Origin of the sequence: Nostoc sp. ChiVER01 (assembly GCF_034531155.1) — a bacterium.
GTDB lineage: Bacteria > Cyanobacteriota > Cyanobacteriia > Cyanobacteriales > Nostocaceae > Nostoc.
The window spans coordinates 63,305-87,471 of the sequence record NZ_JAVRBS010000029.1 but is presented as its reverse complement, the minus strand read 5'-3'; the positions used below and the strand labels follow the sequence as shown (position 1 = coordinate 87,471).

Sequence of the window (24,167 nt, the reverse complement as noted above, 5' to 3'; positions counted from 1 at the left end):
AATTACCAAAATGGGCATCAAAATTGGCGTTAGATTAAAACAGGAAATAGCCAAACACGATCTCACTAGGGTGAAGTTGGCAATATCCGCTTTCGAGCAATACCGAAGCCATAACAGTATCGAGAATCCCGGCGCTTGCTTGCTGGCAATGATTCGTGATGAAGCTGAACCTAATGTTCCTCTCAAAGCGATGACTCCTCTTGAGGATGAGTTTGAACGTTGGTATTGTCAGGCTATTGAAAGTGGTTTCTGTCAAGCTGTTCCAAAAAAATATTTACCCATACAGCAAGGAGAAATTCAAGTTAGAGTAAACAATGATAAATTTTCATCAGGTTATGAACTACTATCCTGGCAAATAGCTAAAGCGAAAATGGAATTAGATGAAGATTCATCAATATCTTGACTCAGGGTCAACTCTTTTATATCCTCGCTTTTCCCTTCGCTCTTGCAGTTTGTAGTAAGTTATTAAAGCAGCTTGGTAATCAGGGCAATCTAAATCTTTTGACTTGCCAAATCCTCGATAGATGGCACTGCCCCAAGTTTTAGTGATCGTCCACTCTCCAAAGAGGTTTTGGCAAAGGGTTAAGGTGTAGAATCGCGTATCTCTTTGCCACTTCGATTGAAGCCATTTGTCAAGTTCGTAGGCAATTTTTACAGTCATCTCAACCACGTTTTTGCTTCGCAGGGAGCAAGAATGTATCAACACGATGATTTTAATAATTAGGCACTGAAAAGTACGGTAATGAGTCAAAAATACTAGTTACATTTTGTAAATTTTTCTGCTTTGTTAAAAGGGAGTTATCAGAGGTTACGTTGTAGAAGAATTTAACAAAACTCAGTCACATCAAGGCTTCTACGACGTGGATTCTACATAAAACTGTACACAATACACATAAGTTTGTCCGATGATTATCTTATGACACAAAATTTTAGAAATTAGATGGATCTACTTGATGAGCTTTATATATTAGATGAAAATAAACAACCTATTAAGCCCGACAGTCTTGAGCAATGGTCTGATTGGCGGAAAAATGAGAACAATATACAAGTAGCTTTAGATACTTTTTCGTGGGGAAGAGTATCTACCATCTTTTTAGGAAAGGATTATTCTAATTTTCCTAATCAAGAACCACAGCTTTTTGAAACTATAGTTTTTGGAGGTGAATACAGTGGTAAATTCTGGAGATATTCAACTTGGGAACAAGCAGTTGCCGGACATCAAGAAGTTTGTATGATAGCTATTTGAGCCTATTGGTAGTCCCTGCGCTTCCATCTCCTCAAACAACGATTACCACGACGTAATATCTTGCTCAGGTGCAAAAATCCTAATATCGTTTATCTCGCCCATAACCCCATAGGAAATAACTCTACTTAGTTCTAGCTATATTAAATTATAAAAGTAACTAGAACCAAAAATGTAACCTATGCCCAAGAAAAAATGCGGACTTGGATTTGACTGTGCCAGTATGATGCAATACCCAGGCATAGACTCTGGCGACTGCTTAAATTACAAAACCTGTGGGAGTGCGGTTCAACTAAGCCCCGATGAAGAACTCGAACTTGTCCGTATTCGGGAAGAACAAATGCGCCAGTATCAAGAACAAATTCGCCTGACCCGTCGTTCTGCCGCTATCATGATGCTGATGAGGCGCGGTTGCCCGCAATCACCAGAATCGTTAAGTGTTATCCCAGACATTGAGGCGATCGCCACCACATTAGATAATATTCGTACTGGACTTACCAACTTCGACGGACAGTACATTGCGCCACCTGGTTGCGAACTCCACATCTACAATGTCAAACGCCCCAGTGCTACGTACTCGTACTATAAACTAACGGCTGAAAACGCAATATTTGCACCTTCAGAAAAAGAACAAGAAGTACGGGTAATTCACCTCAGCCATCAGCATGATGCGCGGTATATAGAAGCACAACTTGGTATCGAACGGCGGAACAAGTTAACCCAAGTGCGAACACTGCTTCACAACGCAAGCACATTGCTTGAGGAAGCAACACGCCTACTCGAACAAACCACAGATATGAACAGTCCAAATGCTACAGTTGAAGTTTTCAACAGTGATGAAATTATACCCATCGACTCATAAAACCAGCAAAAAGGGAAAATTTACTTCATTACTGCCACAAAATATAGATACTGAAATACAGGATTATCTTACCTGTAAAGCTGCTTTATCTACCAGTACGCTGTGACGGTTACGATCGAATTGCTCTGATAGGTATGCCAACAGGCTAAAAACCGACTAGGGAGAAATGAAAAATGACCATAAGTTTTAGAGAATGGCTCAAACAATTTAAAAATCAATATGCACCCTTTGGTGATTTATGGAGTGATGCCACATCGACTAAAAGAGGAAGATTTCAAGATAAGATTTCAGATTCTTGGCAGGGTGACACTATAGAAAGTTTGATAGAGTTTATGGTTAAAAACGAAGCATCATATCAATCTCATAGTGTTCTTAATGAAGCTAATGAAGCGTATCATAATTATTTAGGTTTAGAACCTATAAAATCATCTAAATTGGAAGAGTTAGAGAACCAACTTAAAGCTAAATATTACGTAGAACGTCTACAACACTATACAAAATTATGTATTTTATATAAGAATCCTACTTGAATCTTGCTCAGTATACTGAGAAGTTGTACGTTTAGAATAAAGTTCTAAAATTTAAAATAAAGTCTTGAAATTTAAAATAAAGTCTTAAACTAACGGGTACAAATAGAAGTAATCTGAGATGAACACTTGGAAAGTTGCACGTTTGGCATCCCTGAGTGAGAAATTTCAGGGTCAACAAACATGGTTAAGCGCAAACGCTTACTTAACGCAACTAACATTGAGGAACATATCAGCCAGGGTTTTGGGCAAGGTAGAGGATGTGATTACAAACCGTGGCTCGTAGTCCGGGATGTCCCATCTGTTGGAGTATCAAGCCGCGTCAAAGGTTGGACAACCAACCGAGTGCATGAATTATTTAGCCAGTTAGAGCTGCGCTACTTTTATCTTCTTGATTGGTCAGTGTTAGTCGCAGATATTCGAGAACAGTACCCATTACTGCCTTTAGAAGAGACACAAGAAATTGCCCAGCAATTGAATATCCGACACCCAGCCAATCCGCGAACAAAAGACCCAATCGTCATGACAACGGATTTTGTAGTGACAGTTAACCAATCAATAGGAGTCACAGAACAAGCTCGGACAGTAAAACCAAAAGAAAAATTGTCATCAGCACGAGTATTAGAAAAATTGGAGATAGAGCGTCGTTACTGGCAAGGACGAGGAATTAGCTGGGGAATTGTCACAGAAAATGAAATCAGTAAAGCATTTGCAGATAACGTCGCTTGGATACATCCATTTCGCCACCCCAGTAGCCTATCACTAACAGAAATAGAGATTGAGCAAATCAGCTATGTGCTAACTCAACAGGTGATGCAAACTGATACTCCATTAGCAGCAATTACTACTGATTGTGACAACCAATTGGGTTTACCACCAGGGACAAGCCTTTGTGTCGCTCGTCATTTGCTAGCGTCCCGACATTGGATAGTCGATATGAATAGAGCAATCCAGCCACGAGAGCCACTGCTGCTGTTAAAAGTGTCACCTCAAGTATCCGAATTACAAATGGGAGAAGTAGGATGAGGCTGTGCAAAAATCTGCTACTAGAATGGCTAGACGACAGCAAATGCAATCGCATTGAAAGAATTTTGTGGTTGAATTTGGGCAACAATGATGTAGTTACCATTGAACTGAACAATACCACTGCACTTCCAATGTGGCAAAAATGTTCAGAGATAGAAATTGCCTTGGCAGCCAACGCCGTCCAGATTTTAGAAGTTGACCCGTATGTCGTATGGGTGCAAAAGGAAGAAGAGATTGATGAAAAGCATAAACAGCACCGCGATGAGGCTTGGCAAGTAATTGAGCCTCTGATTGAAAAAGGTGAGCAAATCTTCATTCGGACTATTCGCGGTCGGTTGGTTGCAGATACCGTTGTCAAGACAGGACGAACATCAGCAACTATTTACAACTACTTACGGCGTTATTGGCAAGGTGGACAAGTAAAAAATGCCTTACTTCCTCGCTTTGACCAATGCGGTGGTTCTGGGAAGTTGCGACAGAGCAATCACCGCAAACGAGGTCGTCCAAACAAACTCACACTGGGGGAACAGCAAGCAATAGGTGTGAATGTTGACCAACAAGTCAGAGAATATTTTCGCCGAGGGATTCAACTTTTTTATGAAACCCGTAGTGGAAGAACACTCAAGCAATGTTATCAACTAACCCTAGAAAAATTTTTTCATCAGGGATATGAAACGATTAACGGTGTGTTAGTGCCAATATTACCGCCTGCCGAGGAACTGCCAACCTACGCTCAATTTTACTACTGGTACAAAAAAGACCGTGATTTATGCCGCACACTCAAATCTCGTGTCGGCGAACATCGATTTAATCTTCGTCATCGTGCTGTTACGGGAAATGCGACCAACATTGCTAGTGGCCCCGGCAGCTTGTATCAAATTGATGCGACTATTGGCGACATTTATTTAGTTAGTTCATTAGACCGAAATCGGCTCATCGGTCGCCCAGTGATTTATCTGGTAGTTGACGTTTTCAGCCGTTTGATTGTAGGTTTTAGCGTCAGCTTGGAAGGCCCCAGCTGGTTGGGAGCAATGTTAGCACTGGAAAATGCCACTGCAAACAAGGTGAAATTTTGCCAAGAATACGGCATTGAGATCACTGAGGCTCAGTGGCCTAGTCATCATCTACCAGAAGCTATCCTGGCTGACCGGGGAGAACTACTCAGTAACAATGCTAATAATCTAGTAAATGCTTTGGGTATTCGAGTAGACAATACTCCGCCCTTTCGCCCAGATTGGAAACCGATAGTTGAGCGTTACTTTCGACTCAGTAATGACAAACTGATACATTGGATGCCTGGAGCCGTTCATCAAACTTACGAACGGGGTGACAAGGATTATCGATTAGATGCTGTGTTGGATCTTAACCAGTTTCGCAAGTTGATGCTGCTTTGTATCCTCAACCATAATAATCAACATCGATTAGATACTTATCCAGCTAATGAATATATGATTGCCGATGGTGTTGAACCATATCCGATTAACTTATGGCACTGGGGCGTTCAAAATCAAGGTTGTCCAAGGGTAATGCCAAGAGAAATTGTCAGGTTAAATTTATTACCAACTGACAGTGCCTCTGTCACCCATCAAGGAATTTACTATCGCGGGCTGTTTTACACTTGTGAACTAGCAGTGCGAGAGCAATGGTTTATCAAAGCCAGATTAGAAGGTAGATGGAAGCTCTCGATTGCTTACGACCCGCGCCAAATTGATACTATCTACTTACGTAATGAAGGTGGTAAACGGATGGAAGTCTGCCATCTTCTGCCCGTATCGAAGACTTTCACTGGACGGGATTGGCACGAAGCAACAGATTACTTGGCATTGAAACAACAACGTCAACAAGTTGCTCAAACCCGCAGTCAAAGGAGTCAAGCGGTTTTCCATGCTAATGTCGAGGAAATTGTTTGTGAAGCTAGCACTCAAACTGAGGCGGCACGTTGTGACCTGAATCCTCACAAGCGGGTGAAAAATATTCGCTCGTCACGGCAACTGGAGCGTGGCCATGAGCGGCTAAGTGGAGCAGACTACTTTAGACCAGAAGTATCTGACAACGCCCAAACAGTCGTACCCATAGTTAGAGATAGTCAACTTGAGGGTGAAGAACAGGAGTATGTTCCACCCCCACAACCCTTTGATAAATTGCGTCGGTTACGTGAGGAGAGTTGGAATAATGACTCCTGAGCCAGCCCACTCGCCACATCTGCTTGTATTTCGGGGTAGAGAAGTATTTGCTCAGTATAATCCCGAACAAATTTCTATTTACCGTGATAATCCTCTAATTGAGGCACTGCCTCCTTTATTAACCGAAGAACAAGCCTTCATTTCGCTGTCTTTACTTCCCAGATATGATGCACAAGAGCGATTGCTACCTAATCACGAGCGTCTGCACTTAATTCAGGAGGTATTGCAATTTTTTCAACCTCTGCCAGTACACATAGATTTAGAACAGCGATTTGCTCGTCTAATTCGGAGTGGGTATCGCGCCCGCAACCCTGCTAGCCGTGAGTTCTTTCATGATATCAGCCAAAAGGTAGAAGCTCTTGTAACTAACCAAGTACCACCTAGTCGCTTACGCTCTACTGCCAATGGCTTTACCATAATTGGTATGAGTGGTGTAGGCAAGACAACAGCCGTTGAATCGGTTTTGCAACTCTACCCCCAAGTAATTAATCACAGTTATTACCGCAATCGTGACTTTACCCTACGACAAATTGTCTGGCTAAAACTCGATTGCCCTTTTGATGGTTCTATCAAGGGATTGTGCCTGAACTTTTTTCAAGCTGTTGATGATCTCCTTGACACTTCTTACTACCAGCACTACGCCGGCAAGGGACGGCGAACTGTAGATGAGTTAATTCCAGCAATGGCGCGGGTTGCCTCACTTCATTGTTTAGGGGTGCTGGTGATTGACGAACTCCAGAACTTGAGCGAAGCCAAGAGCGGCGGACACAAAAAGATGCTCAACTTCTTCGTCGGATTAATCAACACAATTGGCTTACCCGTTGTTTTAGTTGGCACTTATAAGGCTTGGTCTGTTCTCAGTGGTGAGTTTCGGCAAATGCGCCGGGGAACAGGACAGGGTGATTTACTTTGGCATCCTATGCCGGAGAATGATACTTGGCAGTTCTTCATAGAATCTTTGTGGCGGTATCAATATACTCTTTACCCATGTCCACTCAACCCTCAACTGGCACATACTTTGTATTACGAAACACAAGGTATCACTGATTTTGCAATTAAGGTTTATATGTTGGCTCAAATTCGAGCTATTACTACTGGTAAGGAAAAGGTAACAGAAGCTATTATTCGTTCTGTTGCCAAAGATTGCCTGTGCTTGGCTGCTCCTGTCCTTTCTGCTCTCAAACGAGGAGATAAAGTGGAGTTGCAGAAGTTTGAGGATGTATATCTAGTTGATATCGAACCTTACTTTCAAGAAGCTGCTGAGAAATTAACGTTACAAGTTATCAATGGTAGTGTAAAAGAAAACACTCCTAATGAGTCTACTATTGCTAATTCACAAGCTGACAGTTGCCCTAAAAAACCGCCACACGCTAAACCCTCAACATCTTTTGGTAGCCAGTCTGTGAAACCTGATGAATCAGGACTGCCGGAGATTGTAGCGTCAGGAGTCAAGCAGAAGGTTGGTGCTTACGAATCGTTACAACGAGCAGGATTCATTAAAGCGGCAACAGAGTATCTTTTCGAGGATATTTCTGGATGATTGGCTTATTTCCCGACCCTTTTAGAGATGAATTGCTCTACAGTATGTGCGGACGTTACCACGACTATATGCAGTATCCGAGTAAAAATGCTGTAGCCATTGAATTACAAGGTTATTATGCAGCAAAGGCGGTAATTGATTTACCCTGGAATCTCGATAGGCTAGTTGCGGTATTGCCTAAAGGACATCGTTATACCGTAGAGCGTTTGGTCAATCGCCATACTCTGTTTCCTCTGTACAGTCCTTTTTTTAACCCGGAAGAACAAAATTACCGCCTACAATTAATGAGAAATTCTGGGGGTTCATGGTTCTATCAAATCTTTGGATTGTTCAAAGTTGCTATTCCATTTCCTTATTCGTTAAGATTTTGTCCTTTGTGTGCTTTGGAGGATGAGCAAGAATTTGGCGAACCTTACTGGCATCGACTTCATCAAGCTCCTGGTGTAGAAGTCTGCCCCACTCACCAAGTATTTTTGGCATCTAGCGACCTTAATCCACGAAGGCATCAACCAGTCTATGAGTTTGTCTCTGCAAAAAGGGTAATACAAACAATTCCCTCACCAACAGATGTTAATCTCAATAATTCTTCTCACCAAGTCTTGTTAACCCTTGCGAGTGATACTGCTTGGTTACTGAATCAGCCCTATGACTCTAATTGCTTGGAATCGATATTAAAGCGATACTTTTATCTCATCTCTCAACGATTTGGTGTTAATAAAAATCGCCTAGACAGGGACATGAATTTATTAAGTTTGCTTAAGCAGCACTACTGTAGAGATTTATTACAACAACTTAAATGTCCACTTGAACTGCCGAATCCTCAGAAAACTTGGTTGTTTAAGTTACTGCAACCCCAAAGCACATGCAGTCCTGTTCACCATCTGCTGTTTATGCAATTTTTGGGCTGGAGAGCCGAAGCATTTTTTCAAATTCCTATGGAAACGACACAATAGCTATAAATGCTATACCAAGCTTCGATTTATGTAATATTTTAAGACTTTATTATTTTAGACTTCTGTAGTCTCAGCATTTCTCTTCATCAAAGTTTAGGACTTTATTATTTCCAGATTCTGGAGATAGACACGTAAAATCAAGGTTTTGCGTCTCTGAAATTTCAAGACTTTATTTTAAACGTACACCTGCTGCCACACTAATTTAGCTTTCTCTCTCAAACTACAAACATCGGCACAATGGCAAACATTAAGAATGTTACTACTGATTCAGCATTAAGCAAGAAGTAATTGAGAAGTTTGTATATTTTTTTCATACTTAAATTTTGAGATCACGCCGAATAGGTCTTCAGGAGACTGGATATAAGTAATAACTACATTAATCTGTATTAACAATTACATTTGTTTTGAAAATAGAAATTAGAAAATTGTTTAATAAATTACCGATATAGAGAAAGTAAAATCAAACTCTAAGGGTATTTTAGTGCCAAAAAGTAAAAATTTATATTTAAATTTATAAGTTTAATTGTTTATATATGACAATTCAAGCTAAACATTTTGACACTAGGTTAAATCAGTGGATTCATACAGATGGTAATACGGTTAATCCAGATTCACTGTTAAAAGAAGAACTTAATAATACCTTAATAGAACATTTATTTCCTGGGGTTAACTTTTCGTTCGGGCATATGGACGAAAAGTCTACTGTGGAACAATTAATTAATCATCCTGAAGGTCACAAATTATTATTATCATCAAAAACACGGTTGTTATATGGGCCGGAAGAATGTCTAGATAGAATTAAACAATTATGCCCTGATAACAAAGATAGAGGTGCTTACGGATCTATTTTTCTCGGTTCGTGTAAAAATAGCGTCAAGAAAGAGTTAAATATTCTAATTGTTGATGACAGTAATGGTGAAAATGGCAGCGTTATTAGTAATGACCAAGCATATTGGCTAACCGGAGACTGTTACGGGCAAATATCCACAGACCTATATCACGAATTAACAAAACATCAAAAAGGTGATAAATATCGAGTAATTCAGCACCGCTTCGGTTGGACTGACCAAGACGGAGACGATAACAAATACCGCTTTGGCAAAGGTACTTTACGACCTGCAAACCTTGACCAAATTCTCAATTATTCAGATCCCAAGAACTCAACTAAAATTGACTTAATTCTTCCCTTATCTGCATTCAAGGGAACTGATAAAGACAACCCTAATGGGCCAAGCAAGCCCCAAATTCAACCTGGACTGTACAGGCAAAATATCTGGCTAGGTGAAAAATCACAATCTGAACTCGGTAAAACAGCTATCTCGCAGTTACTCGCTTCATTCCCTAACGGGCTGAAAGACTTTACCGAACAGCTAGAACTTGAAGCCAAAAAGCTTAAGGAAGTACAGGACAACCCCCGGCAACTTGCACAACTTTACTGCGAAAAGTACGAGAAACGGAAAGCTTTTCTTGAAGAACAAGCAACCACGCTAGAAGAACAAGCAGCAGAAGATCCAACAGTAGTAGAAGAGTTAGAAACTTTGCGCGATGGCGCGGGAGGGCCCGCCGTAGGTGATCGCATTGCTACTGACTCGTTTATTTACAAACTTATCAAAGCTGACCTGCAAGGAGAAAGTCAACTTCTCGAAACTGAGAAAGTACAGAGGGAACTCGCCCGGTTCGTCCAAAACGAGTGGAAAGAAATCGCCATCGGCAAGACACTCACATTTGAGCGGGCAATGGTCATTCCCTCCAAAGACCTGCAAAATGGGGAAATCTGCATCCCGCATTATCAAGACAGGGAAGAAGTTCTCAACTTCCGCTCCCCTTTCCTCAACTCAAATGGTCTGTGCGTCTCAACTAACAAAGTTGTAGAAGATATTCTTGGACCTGATAGTCAACCTCTAGCAGGTGCGATCGCTGTCTCGGACGAAACAAGTGATCGCATTTATAACCGCCTTAACGAGCAAATTAAATCTGCCCTACCCGAAGCCCGAAGTAAAAATCTCCAATTAGAAGGTATTGAAAATTACTTAGATCAAAATATCAGCAAGCTCGAAACTAAAGACAAAATCGAGTTTACCAACAAATTTAATGAGTATATTTTAGAACTAAAGTCAGCTGGTTACAAGCTAGAAATTCTTCCTCAAGAGTCCGAACAAGAGCGTCAGGCACGCGACTACGATGGTGATTGTATTGGCTTTGAGCGGGCAAGTAGGTATCCAAACCTCACTGCCGAGGCAAGGGAGCGCAACCTGCCTGAAAACGCTTACGATCCAACTGTTAAACTCAAAAAACAATCTTTTTACCAGGAAGATGGCAGTCAGCCAGAATTTGAGGAAATCGCCATCCACATGAGCGATGGCATTAGTGTTGGTGTTATCAACAATCACCTTACCTCAATCGAGGCGTTAGAGTCAGAAATTACTATCCTAAAAAACTTTGGTAGTAAAAAAGACCAAATTGAGTACGTACAGCAGGTAGCCAAACACTACGAAGATTTATTTAAAACAGAAGCCTGGGCAAAATCCAAGGGTATTGAAGGGAAGGAAATTCCGACCAAGTATCGCGGTTACATGGAAGAGTTTATCAAAACTGTTCGGCAAGAATCCCTAAACCAGATTAATGCACTAGTGGCGATGAACACTAACACTCAGATATACCGCGAAATGATTGCCGAGGCAGCATTTCAAAACCAAATTGCAGTTGATCTCTTCAAAAGTGCCAAAAAACCCGAAATGGAAATTATCCGCAACAACAGTCGGATTCTCCACCGGGAAGTTAACTATATTAAGGATAAGAAAAAAGATGTCTATATTGACAATACAATTCAACCGACGGGATACTCGCCTGTTGAATTACTAATTGCTCAAACCAACCAGTATTTTGAAAAAGCTCGTCTCGAATCGCGTGAAATCGCACAATTTCAAGCTTTATTTAAAGGTGTCGAGTTTTCTAACGAACAGCGATTAAGAGCTACTCTTGTCAAAAAAGAATTCGACAAATCCTTTAACCAAGCGAGTCAGCTATCTAGACAAAAAGAAACTGAAAAAGGGCCATCTGCAAATATTACCCTTGCTAACGGCAATCAAGTAAGTGTAACTAATCTTTTACAGTATGACAACGAATTTATCTGGAAAGCGAATAAAATTACGATCAAGCTCTCGGAAATATCTGAAGACAAGCGCAACAGTAACCGCCCGCATAAATATGTAGTTTATGCCCAAATTAACGATGAGACTGAGAACGGTAAACCTAAGTTTAGGGCATTAGGAACACTTGCTAAGGAGCAAGAAAACAAACCCGAAGAAATAGGAATTACACTTGGACAGGAAGTAACATCTAACAAAATAGCCTTCCAAGCTGAACTAAGCGAAGGTCAAATTAAACTTCTTTACCAAAAAGCCTACCAGATAGCAGAAGAATTTTACAATTCAATTCCAGAAGGACAAAACTTAGCAATGGCAGCTGCTACCTGGGCAATATCAACTACTCGTGAAAGCACTAATGATAAAGGTAGCGATTACCAAAAGAAAGTTTCTAATTTCGCCTTTGCTGCCTTTCCTGAAGAGATTATCAGTCAGTTAGACACACTCAGATTTAACGAGTTTAGTATCACTGGCTTCGACAGGAGTAGTAAATTATTTCATGAAAATAAACCTCAAAATATTCGATTTAATCTAGCTGAAGATGGAAAAAGTGTCATTGAAATCCAGAATCAGAAAGGTAATTACGAAACATTTGGAAATATAGAACAAAGTAACGCCCGACTACCAATTGGTAGTGTTGCTATTGCCAGCATTGAAAAAGGTGAAGTATATACCACCTCTATTACAACTAAAGTACCCGGACTACCAGAACTTACCTTTAAAGTAGGTGAAGTTAATAAGTTTGGAAATTCCCAAAGGTTTAATAATGAACCTGTAATGTTAACAATCGAAAAGGTTGACCTTATTCGGGAAGACTATACCATTTATCTTCAAAATGGTAATAAACCTGAGAAACTAGGCAACATTGATAAGGAATCAATCAAAGAGGGTATTGCTGAAGGTTGGCTAGCAGAAAAACCTGGTAATGGACAACAGTTACAGCTTAAAATTCAAACCATCATCACCGGACAAAATGCCTATGCAATAGCAAAGACATCTAAGGGAAATTTTTTACGAATTAATATTACTAATCCCAAGTACAAAAAACAGGAGATTAGCAACCAAGCATTTAAAGAAACTTTAGTTAGAGCATTTGATAAAAAGCACGTTTATATTGCTAAAATTGGCGACCAATCACTCGGTATTATTGGTCAGCATAGTGAACGCCTTGAAACCGAGTTAAACAGAGAGAATGTACAAAGACAGTGGCAAAGGAAAGAAAGTAGCACTGTACAAAAACTAATTGATACGGGTATTATTCGCTTAAACCAACAACGAACTAGTATCCCTGTACAGATTACCAGTAATGAAAGTACCTGTAAAATAACTATTAATCCAGAAACAGTAGAGTATCCCGACAAATGGGTTAAGCACAGTCAGCTTATCAGTAATGAGAAGCCTGTGAGAAACGAACAGCAAGAAAAACGTAACCAAATACTCGGTAAAATTAACGAACGTCCTCCAATCATGTTCCAAGATAAAGAACAAAAATTAGTAGGGCTTTTAGGATTAGCAGTTGACGAAAATATAGCCGACAAAACCAAAAACTATCTAGAAAAAGTAGGAGTATCATACGAACTACTTCCCAGTTTACAAGCTCGCTTAGAAGCCAAAAAAGGTATGACTGTATTCGTACTCGATGAAAGCACCATTAGTGAGGAATTAAAACAAACATTTATTGACCGTGCTGGTGGTAATATCAAGAGTGCAGATACACCGTCACAAATTCCTCCAGTCGTTCCAGAACAAACTGTATATTTTTATAACCCAAACCAACAATATAGTTCTCCAGAGGGATCGCAGGTACAAACTAAAGAAGCTCTCGGATTAGTTGTTCCCGCACAAGACGCGATCGCTGTAGCTACTTGGCTAGAATCAAAATCTACTAAAAATCATTATTTTACTGAGAGTAACACAGCTACATTTATTTTTAATAAAAATAAAATTAGTGAAAAAATAAACGAAGAACTAAATAGTTTACTTGGAGAACCGATTAATATCGGTAAAGTTGATGGATTTGACCGTTACGAACAACTTAGTGCAGAGTTAAATCAAAAAGTTGCGGCTGAAGGTAGTCGTTTAGAATTAAACCAAATTCCAGAAAATAGCGAGTACAAAAAAGCTCTACAAGCACTACCTAACCGTCCCAGAGAGCTTAATCAAGAAGATTCTCCAGTACCAATTATTCCTGCAAAAGCTGTACCAGAAAATAATATAACTAACATTCAATCAAATACTAATCCCACAGTTACAGAAATTTCACAAGTTTATCAAAATGCGGTTGAGATACAAGTAGTAAAGAATACACAATTAGAAGCTAAGAATCAACCACTATTACTACCCAACTCACGTCAAGCCGATCCAACTAAAGCTATTGAGATATTGGGTAAGGTAAGCGAGGAAAAAGTAGAACAGCTGCGATCGCATCTTGAAACCCACCTCCAACCCATACTTGAAAACGATAAATCCAACTACGCACTATTGAGACAAGTCGCATGGGTCGGTGCAAAATGGGATTTGAAAGATAAAGACTTCAAGCCAGGGGTGCAAGACAACAAGTTAATGGAACTTGTCAAGCAAGTATATCCTGATGCTGATATTGTGCTGGTCACTTACTCCGAAAACCCCGGCGGTGGCATCAACTACCACCGCGATGACTCCTACGCCGCGACAGAAGCCCGCAGCATTAATATCGGAAATTCTAATTGGGGATATCGCGCTGCTAAGGAACGAATGGCATGGACTAGGGAGGAGAATAAGGACGCACCATACCAAGAGTTTAAACTTGAGTCGGGTACTGTAACCCGCTTTAACTGCAAGAATGAACACGCTGCCCTCAATACTGAAGCAGGCAGATGGTCTATCAACATCTGGTCAATCAAAAACGACCTGGGCAGAGAAAACAGCGTTCGTCAAAAATTTGAGAACTTCCTTACCTTAAACCAACCTCCTCGTGCGGTAGTCCAAAGCAACAGCGATCTCACCATCAAAACTAACGAATGGACACCAGGGGGAGAAATTAAAGTAGAGCGCAGTTATACCAGCCTCAGAGAAGTCACCCGAAACATACCCTCACACTCTTTAAACCAACCAACTGTAGAAGAAGTTATCGTCATCGGGAATTCTACTGCCGCACGCGTTGCTAACCCTCAGATTCCAAACAACCCGACTATATCTGGAAAACCAGTACCAATGGTTTATTCCCTGCATTTGCACGGCGAACCTTCCACAGTACCAGCTAATACAACTATCGATGCCATGCGCGGATACGGTAGGATACACACTACCAGAGGTGTAGATTATCAAAAAACTTATGGTGTCAAAGAGGGAGATATTGCGATCGCCCTTGGTAAAAACGGCGAACAAGTTGCTTTCCGGGTGGGTAAGCAGTACAAAATTACCCCCGAAATGATTCAAGACCCAAGTTACCAGCAAGCCTGGGCGAAATGGGAAAAACATTCACCGAAAGAACTTACCCAAACACAGGCGAGTAAGAGTCAGGTATATGGCTTATTCATGGAGCCGCTAGGGGATTATGTCAATGGCAAAATTGTTCCATTCCCAGCCATCCAAAAACAAACTGTCACCCCGATAAATATCAGCCCCGACTCCAAAGATGGACTTGGAGTAGCACTCAGCCTTGCCACTGCACTCGCAAAAGAACAAGGCAAGCTACAAAATGATTACCAAGTTTCAGTCAATAATAATCCAGAAGCTCCCGCCGGACGATATGGAGTAGAGAACCACAGCCAAAAACCTGAAGGAGTAGCATACGCATCTGCCGAACACGCATTTAACCACCAAAAGCAGTTGTATCCATCAGATGATGAATACAAGCTAATGGTAGAAGTGCTTCAGGCTAAACTCGAACAACACCCCCGGCTAACTGAGGCGATCGCCAAACGCGGAGGAACTGAGTGGCTGGAAAACTGTACCAGTATAACTAACGCCCAGGATAAACAGTGGGAGGGTAAGGGTAAAGAATCTGCATTTATTCAAGCCCTCAGCGGAGCATACAGCAATATAACTGAAAAGTCACAACAAACTACAGTACAAACCCAGCAGGAAAAGTCCGAACAGACTGATCGTCCGCTAACAAATCCACTATCCCAACTCGAACCCATAAACGCCGCCGTCGCTGAACACATGAAAAAAGATATTGCGATGGCACAAATAGCTACCCAGTTTATCGGTAAATCAGCTGCGCCCCCCGAAACACCTTCAAGCACTCGGAATTACGAGCAAGCATGGGGAGAACGCGCCAACACAGGAAATTACTCGAAAGACGACATCATTATGGTATCCGGGTCTGGCCCGTGGCGCGGAGTGACAAGCGAGCGAATTGCTCAAACTTTTGAAAATCACTACAAACCTTTACTTAATAAAGCAATAGAAGCGAAAAGCTCTTTCATAGTCGGAAATGCACAAGGAAGTGACCAATTAGTTCAAAATTACCTTCAAGAAAAAGGGTACAAGGTAGAACAAACTTCCCAAGGATACGCTGTATTTAATTCTGTAGAAAATATCAAAATTAGCACTAACACTATTTCTTCCAATACACAAGTATTACATAACTCGTTTATTGCTAAAGACAAGAGCATTTTCTCTCCACAACAAAGTCAACAACCAAATATTGACCAAACACTCGCATCACCTTCTCAACCCAGAATACAGCAGGTTGGAGCGATGGATAACATTATCGAGCGGATGAAAGCTAATACAGTGCAAAATCTTCAAGACTGGTATGTAGCAGCTGAAAAGCTCGGTAAATCAGAAACATATCTCAATAGAATTCAAGAGGTAACTGATTTATACATCAAAGAAAATATCAGTCTTGAGAACGCTTTTAAGGCAATGGAGCGAGATATTAAAGAGCTAGAAAAAATTAATGAAATGACCAGTCTTGCCCAAAGTTTAGTTAAAATCATTGGACAGGAAGATATCAATGGCATTATGTCAGTACAAACAGAAAAATACCAAATTGCTACAAAAGCCCAAGACAAAATTTACTTAGTTAAAGATAAACATGACAACATATTATTATATATCAAAGAAGGAAAAACCCAAGTAAGTAATATCAGTAATGAAACATTACAGGACTTTCAACTCATGAATTCCCGTATCGATAATGCTCTCAAAGATGTCAAAAAAGATTTAGTAGAGAGGTAATTTTAGTATGAAAGAACTAATCGAACTTCCAGTAGAAGGTTTAACTCCAGCTATGCAAGCTAGTCTCCTCAGAGAATTGATCAAACAGCTTAACATCCCTGATGATAAATTTGAAGAATCTGCAAAAAAGCCTCCAACTGCTGAGGAAACAAAAGAGGCTGTGCTAAGGTTGAATTCGGAAATTAACAGAATCAGTGAAGTAGTGCAAGATGAAGCAAAAGTAAACTCTACAGAACTTGAACCTATCACTTTTGTTCATCAAGTTAATCAAGAGTCAACTTTACAAGCTGAAGCAAGCCAGTTCACAGTAACCACAATTGAACCAGAGGTTATAAAAAACCCCACAAATAAAAATGACGACAATAATGGCAACCCAGTAAAAGAGAGTCCAGAAGATAGAGTACAATCTCTTACCGCAGATTCTCAAATTAGACAGTTTGTTATTCCTGTAATTTTAGACCGCTTATATATATTTGGAAAATCAGATAAAGAGACACAAGGGATCATTTATAAATGTGAAGAATATACTGCAAATCTAAAATTAGAAGAAGATTCGCAAACTCTTAGCCTTGATAGAAATTTGCCTGATTCTCAACAAAGTCGAGAAGCACTCTTGGTATCTCGTGATAATAACTCAGAAGAGTACTCTATCACCATTAATAATCTCACAAAAGAGGAATTTGAACGTTTCAAGACTCTGTTCAATGAGCAACAAGCACGCCGCGAACAGAGTCAACAACAATTCAAAAACCAGGATTCTGCTAAAGAGCTAGATTAAATCAACCCAAACCACACGCCATACATAAAAGCTATAAATCCAAAAATCAACTTTTTATTAAAACTCAGTGGAGTCTTGGGACAAATAACAACCGCAACAGCAAAATAGTAAAAAGACGCAGTAAAGTCAAACAAACTCGTCGGGTTAATAGGCAATCTGCCTAACCCGACCAAATATAGCATCCCTATTAAAGACCAAACAACAATATTTTCTATCCATGCTAAAAGTTTATCGCTTTCCATAAAAAATTATTTATTCCTCCATCAATTCGCTGATAGCTATTAAAACCAGTACTGATAAATAAAATCATCTAGTCAATATATTGCTTAATGAAAACTACACAAACCACCCAATCACTTTGTAAAGTTTTTACGAATAATAGTAAAAACTTTAAATAAGCTAATTAAATTATAGGAATTGTAAAGATTAAAAAATCTAAAAAAGGTAAGTGTTATAAGTATTATTATCAGAAACAATAACAATACCAAACCAAAAAAGCATATAATATGAAACCTATTAATGTTGTCATAATTGAAAATGAGAACATATCTAGGATTGGCGCGGCAACAATATTATCTGAAACTGGTAAAATCCAAGTCTGTGGCCTTGCCAAATATGGAAAGCAAGGAATAGAAATTGTTGACACAGAAAAGCCAGATATCGTAATTATAAATATTGATTTACCTGATATCGATGGCATTGATGTAATAAATGTAATTAAATCCAAACACGCATCGATTAAAATCGTGGTTATGACTGCAAATAGCAGTCGAGATACCATTAACGCAGCAATTAGTAATGGCGCAGACTGCTACTACTGTAAAAATAGTGTTAGAGAAGAAGTAGGAGAAAGATTCGTTGAAGCAGTAATGGCTGCGTACAATAATGAATCATGGATTGACCCAACTATTAATCGCATTCTAATTGATAGTCTCAGGTCAAATGACACACCTGATAGAAATACACTAGATTTATTAAGTGATTTCTCTAATAAAGAAATAACAGTTCTTAAATTAGCTGCGGGAGGGATGAAAAATAATGAAATTGCTAATGTCATGTATGTTTCTGAAGGTACAGTAAGGTCATATCTACATAACTCATTTATCAAGCTAGGAGTTAAAGATAGGTTAAACGCTATCCGCGAAGCAATCCGCCTGGGAATCCTCAGCTTTACAGATATGAAAATCGAAGAAGAAGTGACTCAAGAAACCCACACAAGAGTCAAAACCAACCAAAAAAGTCAAAAAGATACAGCTAAAACTAGTAATAAGGGATACAAAGGCTGGGTTGCCTAGAAAATTAATCAACTGCAATTATGCAGCCACCTGAATACTTCTTCTGCTGGCGGCAAGTTTTAATGATGGCGGCGTTTTTAACATAAATACTACGTGCCATCTTACCTTCATTGGATTTAGCCCAATCCAGAAGCTTTTTATCTTCGGATTGTAAGATGGCAGATCCAGAAGCCGCCTGCTGAAAAATTACACTTCCAGCAATGGTCTTGTATGTAAAAACACCAATTGCAGTCCCTAAAGCCAGTACAAAACCCAATACCCCCGCCACTTGTGCCAATCGCCAATTACTTACATCCAAGTGAGGCAAAGCCCCGCCAGCTTGCTTAGTCATCTTAACCAGGTCCTTCGCCGCTTCTGCGATCGCACTCTTTTGTTGCTGTATTGCCACTTTAGAAGCACTATTAAGCTTATCGTCTACCATGTCAGTCCAACCCACCACAAGCGAGTCTAGCCTACCTGGTAGCTGCTGCAACGCAAACTGGGTTGTACCTAGTTCGGCGTATAGGTTAAACAAGGGGTCATCAGGCCGAATACCCAATTTCAGTATCCAATCAGTAACCTCTGCTTTTTTTTCTTCAGAATATTCTGCAACAACTTTTTCAATAACTTTTGCAATATTGGTCATAAAACCTCACGGTATGCGGGAAACTCAGCTTTGAAAAGCTAAGAGGGAAGCGACGCGTGCAGCGTCTCCGCAGGAGAAACGACTTTAGTTGCAGTGATAATTAGTCCGCTTGAGCGTCGTATCAACCTGATTTTGTTTTTACTGAATTGACCAAGCCGTCTCCAGTTTTGGTCAGATACAGAAACTTGTTTTTCAGTATCGCCACTTACCCAACCGCGATAAGTCTTGTTACTTTGGGTAGCTTCAACGTAATCGGCTTTTCTAAAACCATGCCGCGTCACCGTACCGCCGTACTTCCTTCTCACTCCGCTTTTGGCTGGAACCATGAGATGAAGTTGACGACGCGATACTGGAGGACGGCGAATTACGGTGAATGGCGCAGGTGTTATTTTCACTTCACCCTTCCATCCCATCGTTTGACGGTCAATCATACCGTACTGGATAAATGTGGAGCAAGCTAGAGCAACGCCGTCTACTGCATGGGTTGCGGGTATCGCCTCACCCTTCGAGTGCTTCTGTTTGTGCAACCCTAATTGTTGTCGGATATTTGCGGTTTGCCACCCTTCAACCTGCTTTACCTTGCCGTACCCCTTCACGTTTTCTAGTTGCCATTTCTGACCAACCATTACTGGACTGAACCCTTTATTGCCACGCGCTTTAACTATTTCGTAGGCGACATCACTAATGGGGTAAATCAACGACAGTTCGCCAAGTACCCGTAATTCAAGTTCACGGTTTGCTCGAATACTTGGCGGTATTTTGCACTGCCTGCGATTGTCAAATCTTTTTTGCCGATGAGCGCGTTGATCATAAGGCAGACTGCGATTAATTCTGCGACCTCTGCGACCTCTCCGCATCATAGCGCGTTGCTCCATGCGTCCCCGCACTGTTTTAAATGGCAATTGAAGATGTGCCAACCACAAGGTAAACTTAGCAGATTGTACACCAATACCCGTGTACAACTTGCCTGGGTCAATACCAACCGCTATGGGTTGCGTGTTGGTAGTTTTAGGGCATCTGATTAACTGAATTTGGAAGATACCAAGGTCGTTGTATACAACCCGCGCTTTTCCTTCCTTTAACCAACGTCTTACTCTACTGGCTTTTGTTGGCATTAATGGCTTTCCTGATGGCGATAAAACTGGTACTCGCATGGAGATAATCCTTGAGTAAAGTTATGAGTCCCCTCGACCAACACAGACAGAATGGCTTGCCTTTACGCAACACTGTTGACAAAACAGTTTGTAGATAAACCCGACTAGGGAAGCATCGAGTAGTACGTATCAGCCTGCGTCTCAATGGTCTAGTCAAACACGTAAGATTTGCCTCTTACAAGCTCAGTGGCTTTAACCCTGAGTTATTGACAGGTTGTTTAAATAGTCAATTTGAAATCTCACTGTTAATTTGGTAAAGCAAATAATTACCATTTCTCAGATTCAACATCTTCAGTTACATCAAAATTGGAAGGATTTTGTTGATTTGCACCTACAGAAGCTAGTTCTGTACAGTTCTTACTCAACCCTAGATAATTAGAAGCTATTCCATTAGAAACAATAGAGTTATGAAAATTTTCCATCCAGTTGAATACTATCGAACGCTGGATAGTATTAAGAGGAGAGTTAGTTTCAATCAGTTGAGTATAAGGTAAACTAGCATCCTCAAGCAACTGGTAAAAGTCATTATGCAATCCACCTAAAACTAATTCTAAGCCGTTTAATTTTTTAATATCAGCTTGGAATTGACTCCCCTGATAGTGTCTAAATTGCTTGCCAAAGTAATGATTTTGGATAACAACATAATCAACCTGACTACCAAAATGCTGATATAAATCCTGAAGATAATCTTCAACACAGTCTTTACGGTGTGATATTGGGTGCAAGAAAGTAACACAATATCCTAGACAATTAAGATTTTCTATCAGTGAAACATCCCTCTCAAAAAACTTGAATTCTCGGAGGTTTTGACCTGGCATATCAGTCAAAACCACATCAATCTTCGGAAACATTTCTAAGTCGAGTAATAACCTATCAGAATCACCCCTAGAAAATCCTAAATGGTTTATCTCAAAACGTTGTGTTTGATACATCGATAGCTTATTCCGATGCCCGTGGTAGAAAACACGCACATTGAGTTTATTTTTCAAGTACAACTCTAGCAATAGCCTAGAAGCTGTAGACTTACCTACACGAGCATCACCCGATGTAATCACAAAACGCTTTCTAAACATAATAAACTAAGCAAACTACTAAATTAAGCAGCTATATTTTCTTGTAAATTTGAATCTTGATTTCTAGCTTTTTCTTTTTCTTCATTTTCTCTAAGCTCTTTAGACTTTTCAACAACTGCTGGATAGTAACAATCATCTGGTTGTATATCAAAGCCAAATAAATTAAATGCTGGCTTGATTTGCGCTTCAAACTCAGTAAGCCAAGATTTAATTCTCGATTTAATCACAATATTTGTTTCTTTATGAGTCTGACCTTCATTAAATGTCAGAGCATGGCGGTCAATAAAGTCGTAGGATTTGTAGAATAAATCTGGCATCACAAATTCTACCAAACCTTCTGCAAGCATATTTTGACGCAGAAAAGCGTCATTATATCGCTCAAATTTTTCTTCTTCACCATGAAATAAGTTCTTGACAACAACATAATCTACTTGATTTTTACAAAGTTCACGCAGTTTTTCTAGAACATTTATGGAATCAAGAACCCTACTAATCACTGAAACCATCGTCACTTGACAATTAATATCGGTTTTAAGCACTTCAAAGAATGAAAGCTCTTTGACATAACTTTCAAAGAAACCTCCAGATTGTGCTGGTAAGTCTAATAGTGTAATAGGACAATCACTCTCATCTAAATTAATTAATAAATCGTCAGCACCACCTCTATGAAAAATATCAATGTAACGTATTATGGGTCGGTAGTCTTTTTTGAAATATCTTTCTAACTGAGGATTTCTTAAGTCAGCTTCATAAGTAACACAGGGTAAATTTTTATTAATGTACAGTTGAAATAGCGCTCGTGCAAAGGTGCTTTTTCCCACACCACCTTTATCACCTGTGACAATTATTAGCCGCTTTTGAGGTTTACTATTATTAATATTGGTTGTATTATCATCAGACATAACTTTTTTACCCTTATTATTTCTATTTGGCGACATAACATTCCTCTACAAAGCAAATACACTTTGTTGATGCAAATCGAAACTTTTAAACCTTATTTTGAAGAACAAAATTCATTTGTAATAGTTAAAAATATTTACATAGATTGGTTTTAATATATAACTTTTACCTTAAAAAGCCAATCAACAAAACTTCAATATTTAAGCAACATTTTTTGATATATAAATTAGTAATAAATTTTATTTAGTTTGCCTAAAGTATCATCAAATATAAAAATATATGCAAAAATGTAGGGAATTTACTCAGCTAAAATGCCCTCGAATAAACTTATAAAAATCACAAAAATTACCAGATGAAAGCTATGCCTAGTGTAACCTTATGGAAGGCTACTCAACAAAAAGACGAAGCTACAGATATGAGGGTTTAGAATCACCTTTTTAGTCTGGTGAAGACTTTGATGATGATTTCTAGTCAGTTTCAGTATCATCATCTTCCTCAGCAAAAGCTTGTTAGCCCCACTCCTCCTCTAAAAATTAACCCGCTCCCTCTGTCTTATCTTCTGAGGAATTCTGGGAAGAAATTTTTTTGGCGATCGCATCCAATATTGTTGATATCTGATCGGGACTATTTAAATTAACTTGGTATACATTCGTAGCATGAACTTGATTACTCCCTATTACCACTTGTAACCCAGGTTCACCCAGCAGATGCTTGATTAACTTAGCTTTTCCCTCGGCATCCAAGTGATCGCAGTTTTCCATTAATTTTTCTAAAAAATCATCCTCACCCTTATTTACCACAATAAGCGCCTAAGTGTATATCAAAAATTTCTCAGGCTATCATACTGCTACTTGCAGGTCTGTAGTATCCGTATTTTTTCCAGATATGGCCCCTGGTTGTAATACCCAAGCGGCAATCGCTTGTAGTATTTCAGCTTTTTCTTTAGGTGTGGCAGATTCAATTAGTTGAATAGGCGTTAACTCAACTACTCCTATTCTCGCTAGTGCTGGAATTCTACAATTTTCTGGCAGGGCATGAAGGATTTTGAAGTAATTACCAGCTTTTAGGTCGTTTTTGCCATCAAGAAACTTACTAATAGTACTCTCGTGGACACCAGCCCTAACAGAAATTTCTCTTGCTGTTAAGCAACTTTCCTTAATTGCTGTAATTAATATTTCTTGATGTTTATCCATATTGCCACTACTTGCTTTTTTTCAAGTTATTGAATACTATCAAATCTGTCTAGAAAATACAATTTAGCAAAAATCACACTGGCTTAATGATGCTGGGGTGACAGTTTTGTGAAATTTTAGCGACTTTTACAACAAACTAGCTCTACTTGCATATGCGGGTAAGGGCGAAACTCATTTTATCCATATTATGACAGACACAAAGATTCAGGGGAAGTTCTACCCGCTCCAACATGAAGAATGGCTAAGAGCCTGCCGGGAACTAACCCCAGCACAGAGGGATGTACTCTACTACCTTCGCACTCTCGACCCATACAGCACCGGAATGGAAGTATCACCCTCAAGGATTGCCAAGGATTTATCTACCGCAGAAAAGCCGGTTCACCGCAGCACTGTAGGCCGTGCCCTCAAAGCGTTGGATGAAAAGGGATTTGTCGATATGGAGCTTCTTAAGGTTAAGGTTCACGTTCTCACCAAAGGCTTGCACTGTTGCGATGAGGCAA

The 24,167-nt window shown here is 39.8% G+C and carries 19 protein-coding genes and 1 pseudogene; 12 read left to right on the top strand and 8 right to left on the bottom strand.

Annotated features, from left to right (window positions below; translation table 11 throughout):
• Positions 1-10: 10 nt before the first annotated feature.
• Positions 11-403: a hypothetical protein gene (locus RMY00_RS28770; RefSeq protein WP_322650806.1), complete on the top strand. Its 393-nt coding sequence runs from the start codon at positions 11-13 to the stop codon at positions 401-403.
• On the opposite strand, the gene RMY00_RS28765 is transcribed toward RMY00_RS28770, so the two are convergent.
• A complete protein-coding gene (locus RMY00_RS28765; protein WP_104899426.1) occupies positions 392-661 on the bottom strand; it encodes a WGR domain-containing protein in 270 nt (89 codons plus the stop codon). The two genes, RMY00_RS28770 and RMY00_RS28765, sit on opposite strands and share 12 nt — an antisense overlap.
• Positions 662-940: 279 nt before the next feature.
• Here RMY00_RS28765 and RMY00_RS28760 point away from each other — a divergent pair, with 279 nt between their 5' ends.
• The 9 genes from RMY00_RS28760 (at position 941) to RMY00_RS28720 (ending at position 17,427) form a co-directional block, all read left to right on the top strand.
• Positions 941-1,246: a hypothetical protein gene (locus tag RMY00_RS28760; protein ID WP_322650805.1), complete on the top strand. Its 306-nt coding sequence runs from the start codon at positions 941-943 to the stop codon at positions 1,244-1,246.
• Positions 1,247-1,466: 220 nt separating this feature from the next.
• On the top strand, positions 1,467-2,105 hold the full coding sequence (locus tag RMY00_RS28755; protein ID WP_322650804.1) for a hypothetical protein: 639 nt from the start codon (positions 1,467-1,469) through the stop codon (positions 2,103-2,105).
• Positions 2,106-2,278: 173 nt separating this feature from the next.
• Positions 2,279-2,635, top strand: a complete 357-nt coding sequence (locus RMY00_RS28750) for a hypothetical protein (protein WP_322650803.1) — start codon at positions 2,279-2,281, stop codon at positions 2,633-2,635.
• Between the two features lie 180 nt (positions 2,636-2,815).
• The gene (locus RMY00_RS28745; RefSeq protein WP_322650802.1) at positions 2,816-3,658 is read left to right on the top strand and encodes a TnsA endonuclease N-terminal domain-containing protein; all 843 of its coding nucleotides are present in this window, start codon (positions 2,816-2,818) and stop codon (positions 3,656-3,658) included.
• Positions 3,655-5,841: a Mu transposase C-terminal domain-containing protein gene (locus RMY00_RS28740; RefSeq protein WP_322650801.1), complete on the top strand. Its 2,187-nt coding sequence runs from the start codon at positions 3,655-3,657 to the stop codon at positions 5,839-5,841. The genes RMY00_RS28745 and RMY00_RS28740 overlap by 4 nt, the downstream gene beginning before the upstream one ends.
• Entirely contained in the window at positions 5,831-7,381 is a 1,551-nt protein-coding gene (locus RMY00_RS28735) for an ATP-binding protein (RefSeq protein WP_322650800.1), read from the top strand. The genes RMY00_RS28740 and RMY00_RS28735 overlap by 11 nt, the downstream gene beginning before the upstream one ends.
• Complete coding sequence (locus RMY00_RS28730; RefSeq protein WP_322650799.1) at positions 7,378-8,334, top strand: TnsD family Tn7-like transposition protein; 957 nt, start codon at positions 7,378-7,380, stop codon at positions 8,332-8,334. The genes RMY00_RS28735 and RMY00_RS28730 overlap by 4 nt, the downstream gene beginning before the upstream one ends.
• Before the next feature lie 533 nt (positions 8,335-8,867).
• A complete protein-coding gene (locus RMY00_RS28725; RefSeq protein ID WP_322650798.1) occupies positions 8,868-16,649 on the top strand; it encodes a hypothetical protein in 7,782 nt (2,593 codons plus the stop codon).
• 7 nt (positions 16,650-16,656) lie between these two features.
• Positions 16,657-17,427 carry a hypothetical protein gene (locus tag RMY00_RS28720; protein ID WP_322650797.1) on the top strand — a complete coding sequence of 257 codons (771 nt, stop codon included), beginning with the start codon at positions 16,657-16,659 and terminating at the stop codon, positions 17,425-17,427.
• Here the strand turns inward: RMY00_RS28720 and RMY00_RS28715 are convergent.
• Positions 17,424-17,669 carry a hypothetical protein gene (locus tag RMY00_RS28715; RefSeq protein ID WP_322650796.1) on the bottom strand — a complete coding sequence of 82 codons (246 nt, stop codon included), beginning with the start codon at positions 17,667-17,669 and terminating at the stop codon, positions 17,424-17,426. The genes RMY00_RS28720 and RMY00_RS28715 overlap by 4 nt on opposite strands.
• A gap of 264 nt (positions 17,670-17,933) precedes the next feature.
• Between RMY00_RS28715 and RMY00_RS28710 the strand changes: the two genes are divergently transcribed.
• Complete coding sequence (locus tag RMY00_RS28710) at positions 17,934-18,722, top strand: response regulator transcription factor (protein WP_322650795.1); 789 nt, start codon at positions 17,934-17,936, stop codon at positions 18,720-18,722.
• 4 nt (positions 18,723-18,726) lie between these two features.
• On the opposite strand, the gene RMY00_RS28705 is transcribed toward RMY00_RS28710, so the two are convergent.
• From RMY00_RS28705 to RMY00_RS28680, 6 genes are all read right to left on the bottom strand, one after another.
• Complete coding sequence (locus RMY00_RS28705; protein ID WP_322650794.1) at positions 18,727-19,347, bottom strand: DUF6753 family protein; 621 nt, start codon at positions 19,345-19,347, stop codon at positions 18,727-18,729.
• Between the two features lie 38 nt (positions 19,348-19,385).
• Positions 19,386-20,501, bottom strand: coding sequence for an RRXRR domain-containing protein (locus RMY00_RS28700; protein WP_322650793.1), 1,116 nt, complete (start codon positions 20,499-20,501; stop codon positions 19,386-19,388).
• Positions 20,502-20,767: 266 nt separating this feature from the next.
• Positions 20,768-21,574 (bottom strand): hypothetical protein, encoded by an 807-nt coding sequence (locus RMY00_RS28695; protein WP_322650792.1) that lies wholly within the window; start codon positions 21,572-21,574, stop codon positions 20,768-20,770.
• Positions 21,575-21,597: 23 nt separating this feature from the next.
• Positions 21,598-22,476 carry a chromosome partitioning protein ParA gene (locus tag RMY00_RS28690; RefSeq protein ID WP_416212110.1) on the bottom strand — a complete coding sequence of 293 codons (879 nt, stop codon included), beginning with the start codon at positions 22,474-22,476 and terminating at the stop codon, positions 21,598-21,600.
• A 531-nt stretch (positions 22,477-23,007) separates the two neighbouring features.
• The gene (locus RMY00_RS28685; protein ID WP_104900786.1) at positions 23,008-23,274 is read right to left on the bottom strand and encodes a hypothetical protein; all 267 of its coding nucleotides are present in this window, start codon (positions 23,272-23,274) and stop codon (positions 23,008-23,010) included.
• 39 nt (positions 23,275-23,313) lie between these two features.
• Positions 23,314-23,667, bottom strand: coding sequence for a helix-turn-helix domain-containing protein (locus tag RMY00_RS28680; RefSeq protein WP_185587510.1), 354 nt, complete (start codon positions 23,665-23,667; stop codon positions 23,314-23,316).
• Between the two features lie 187 nt (positions 23,668-23,854).
• Between RMY00_RS28680 and RMY00_RS28675 the strand changes: the two are divergent.
• Positions 23,855-24,167: pseudogene (locus tag RMY00_RS28675) on the top strand (MarR family transcriptional regulator); the annotation flags it as partial.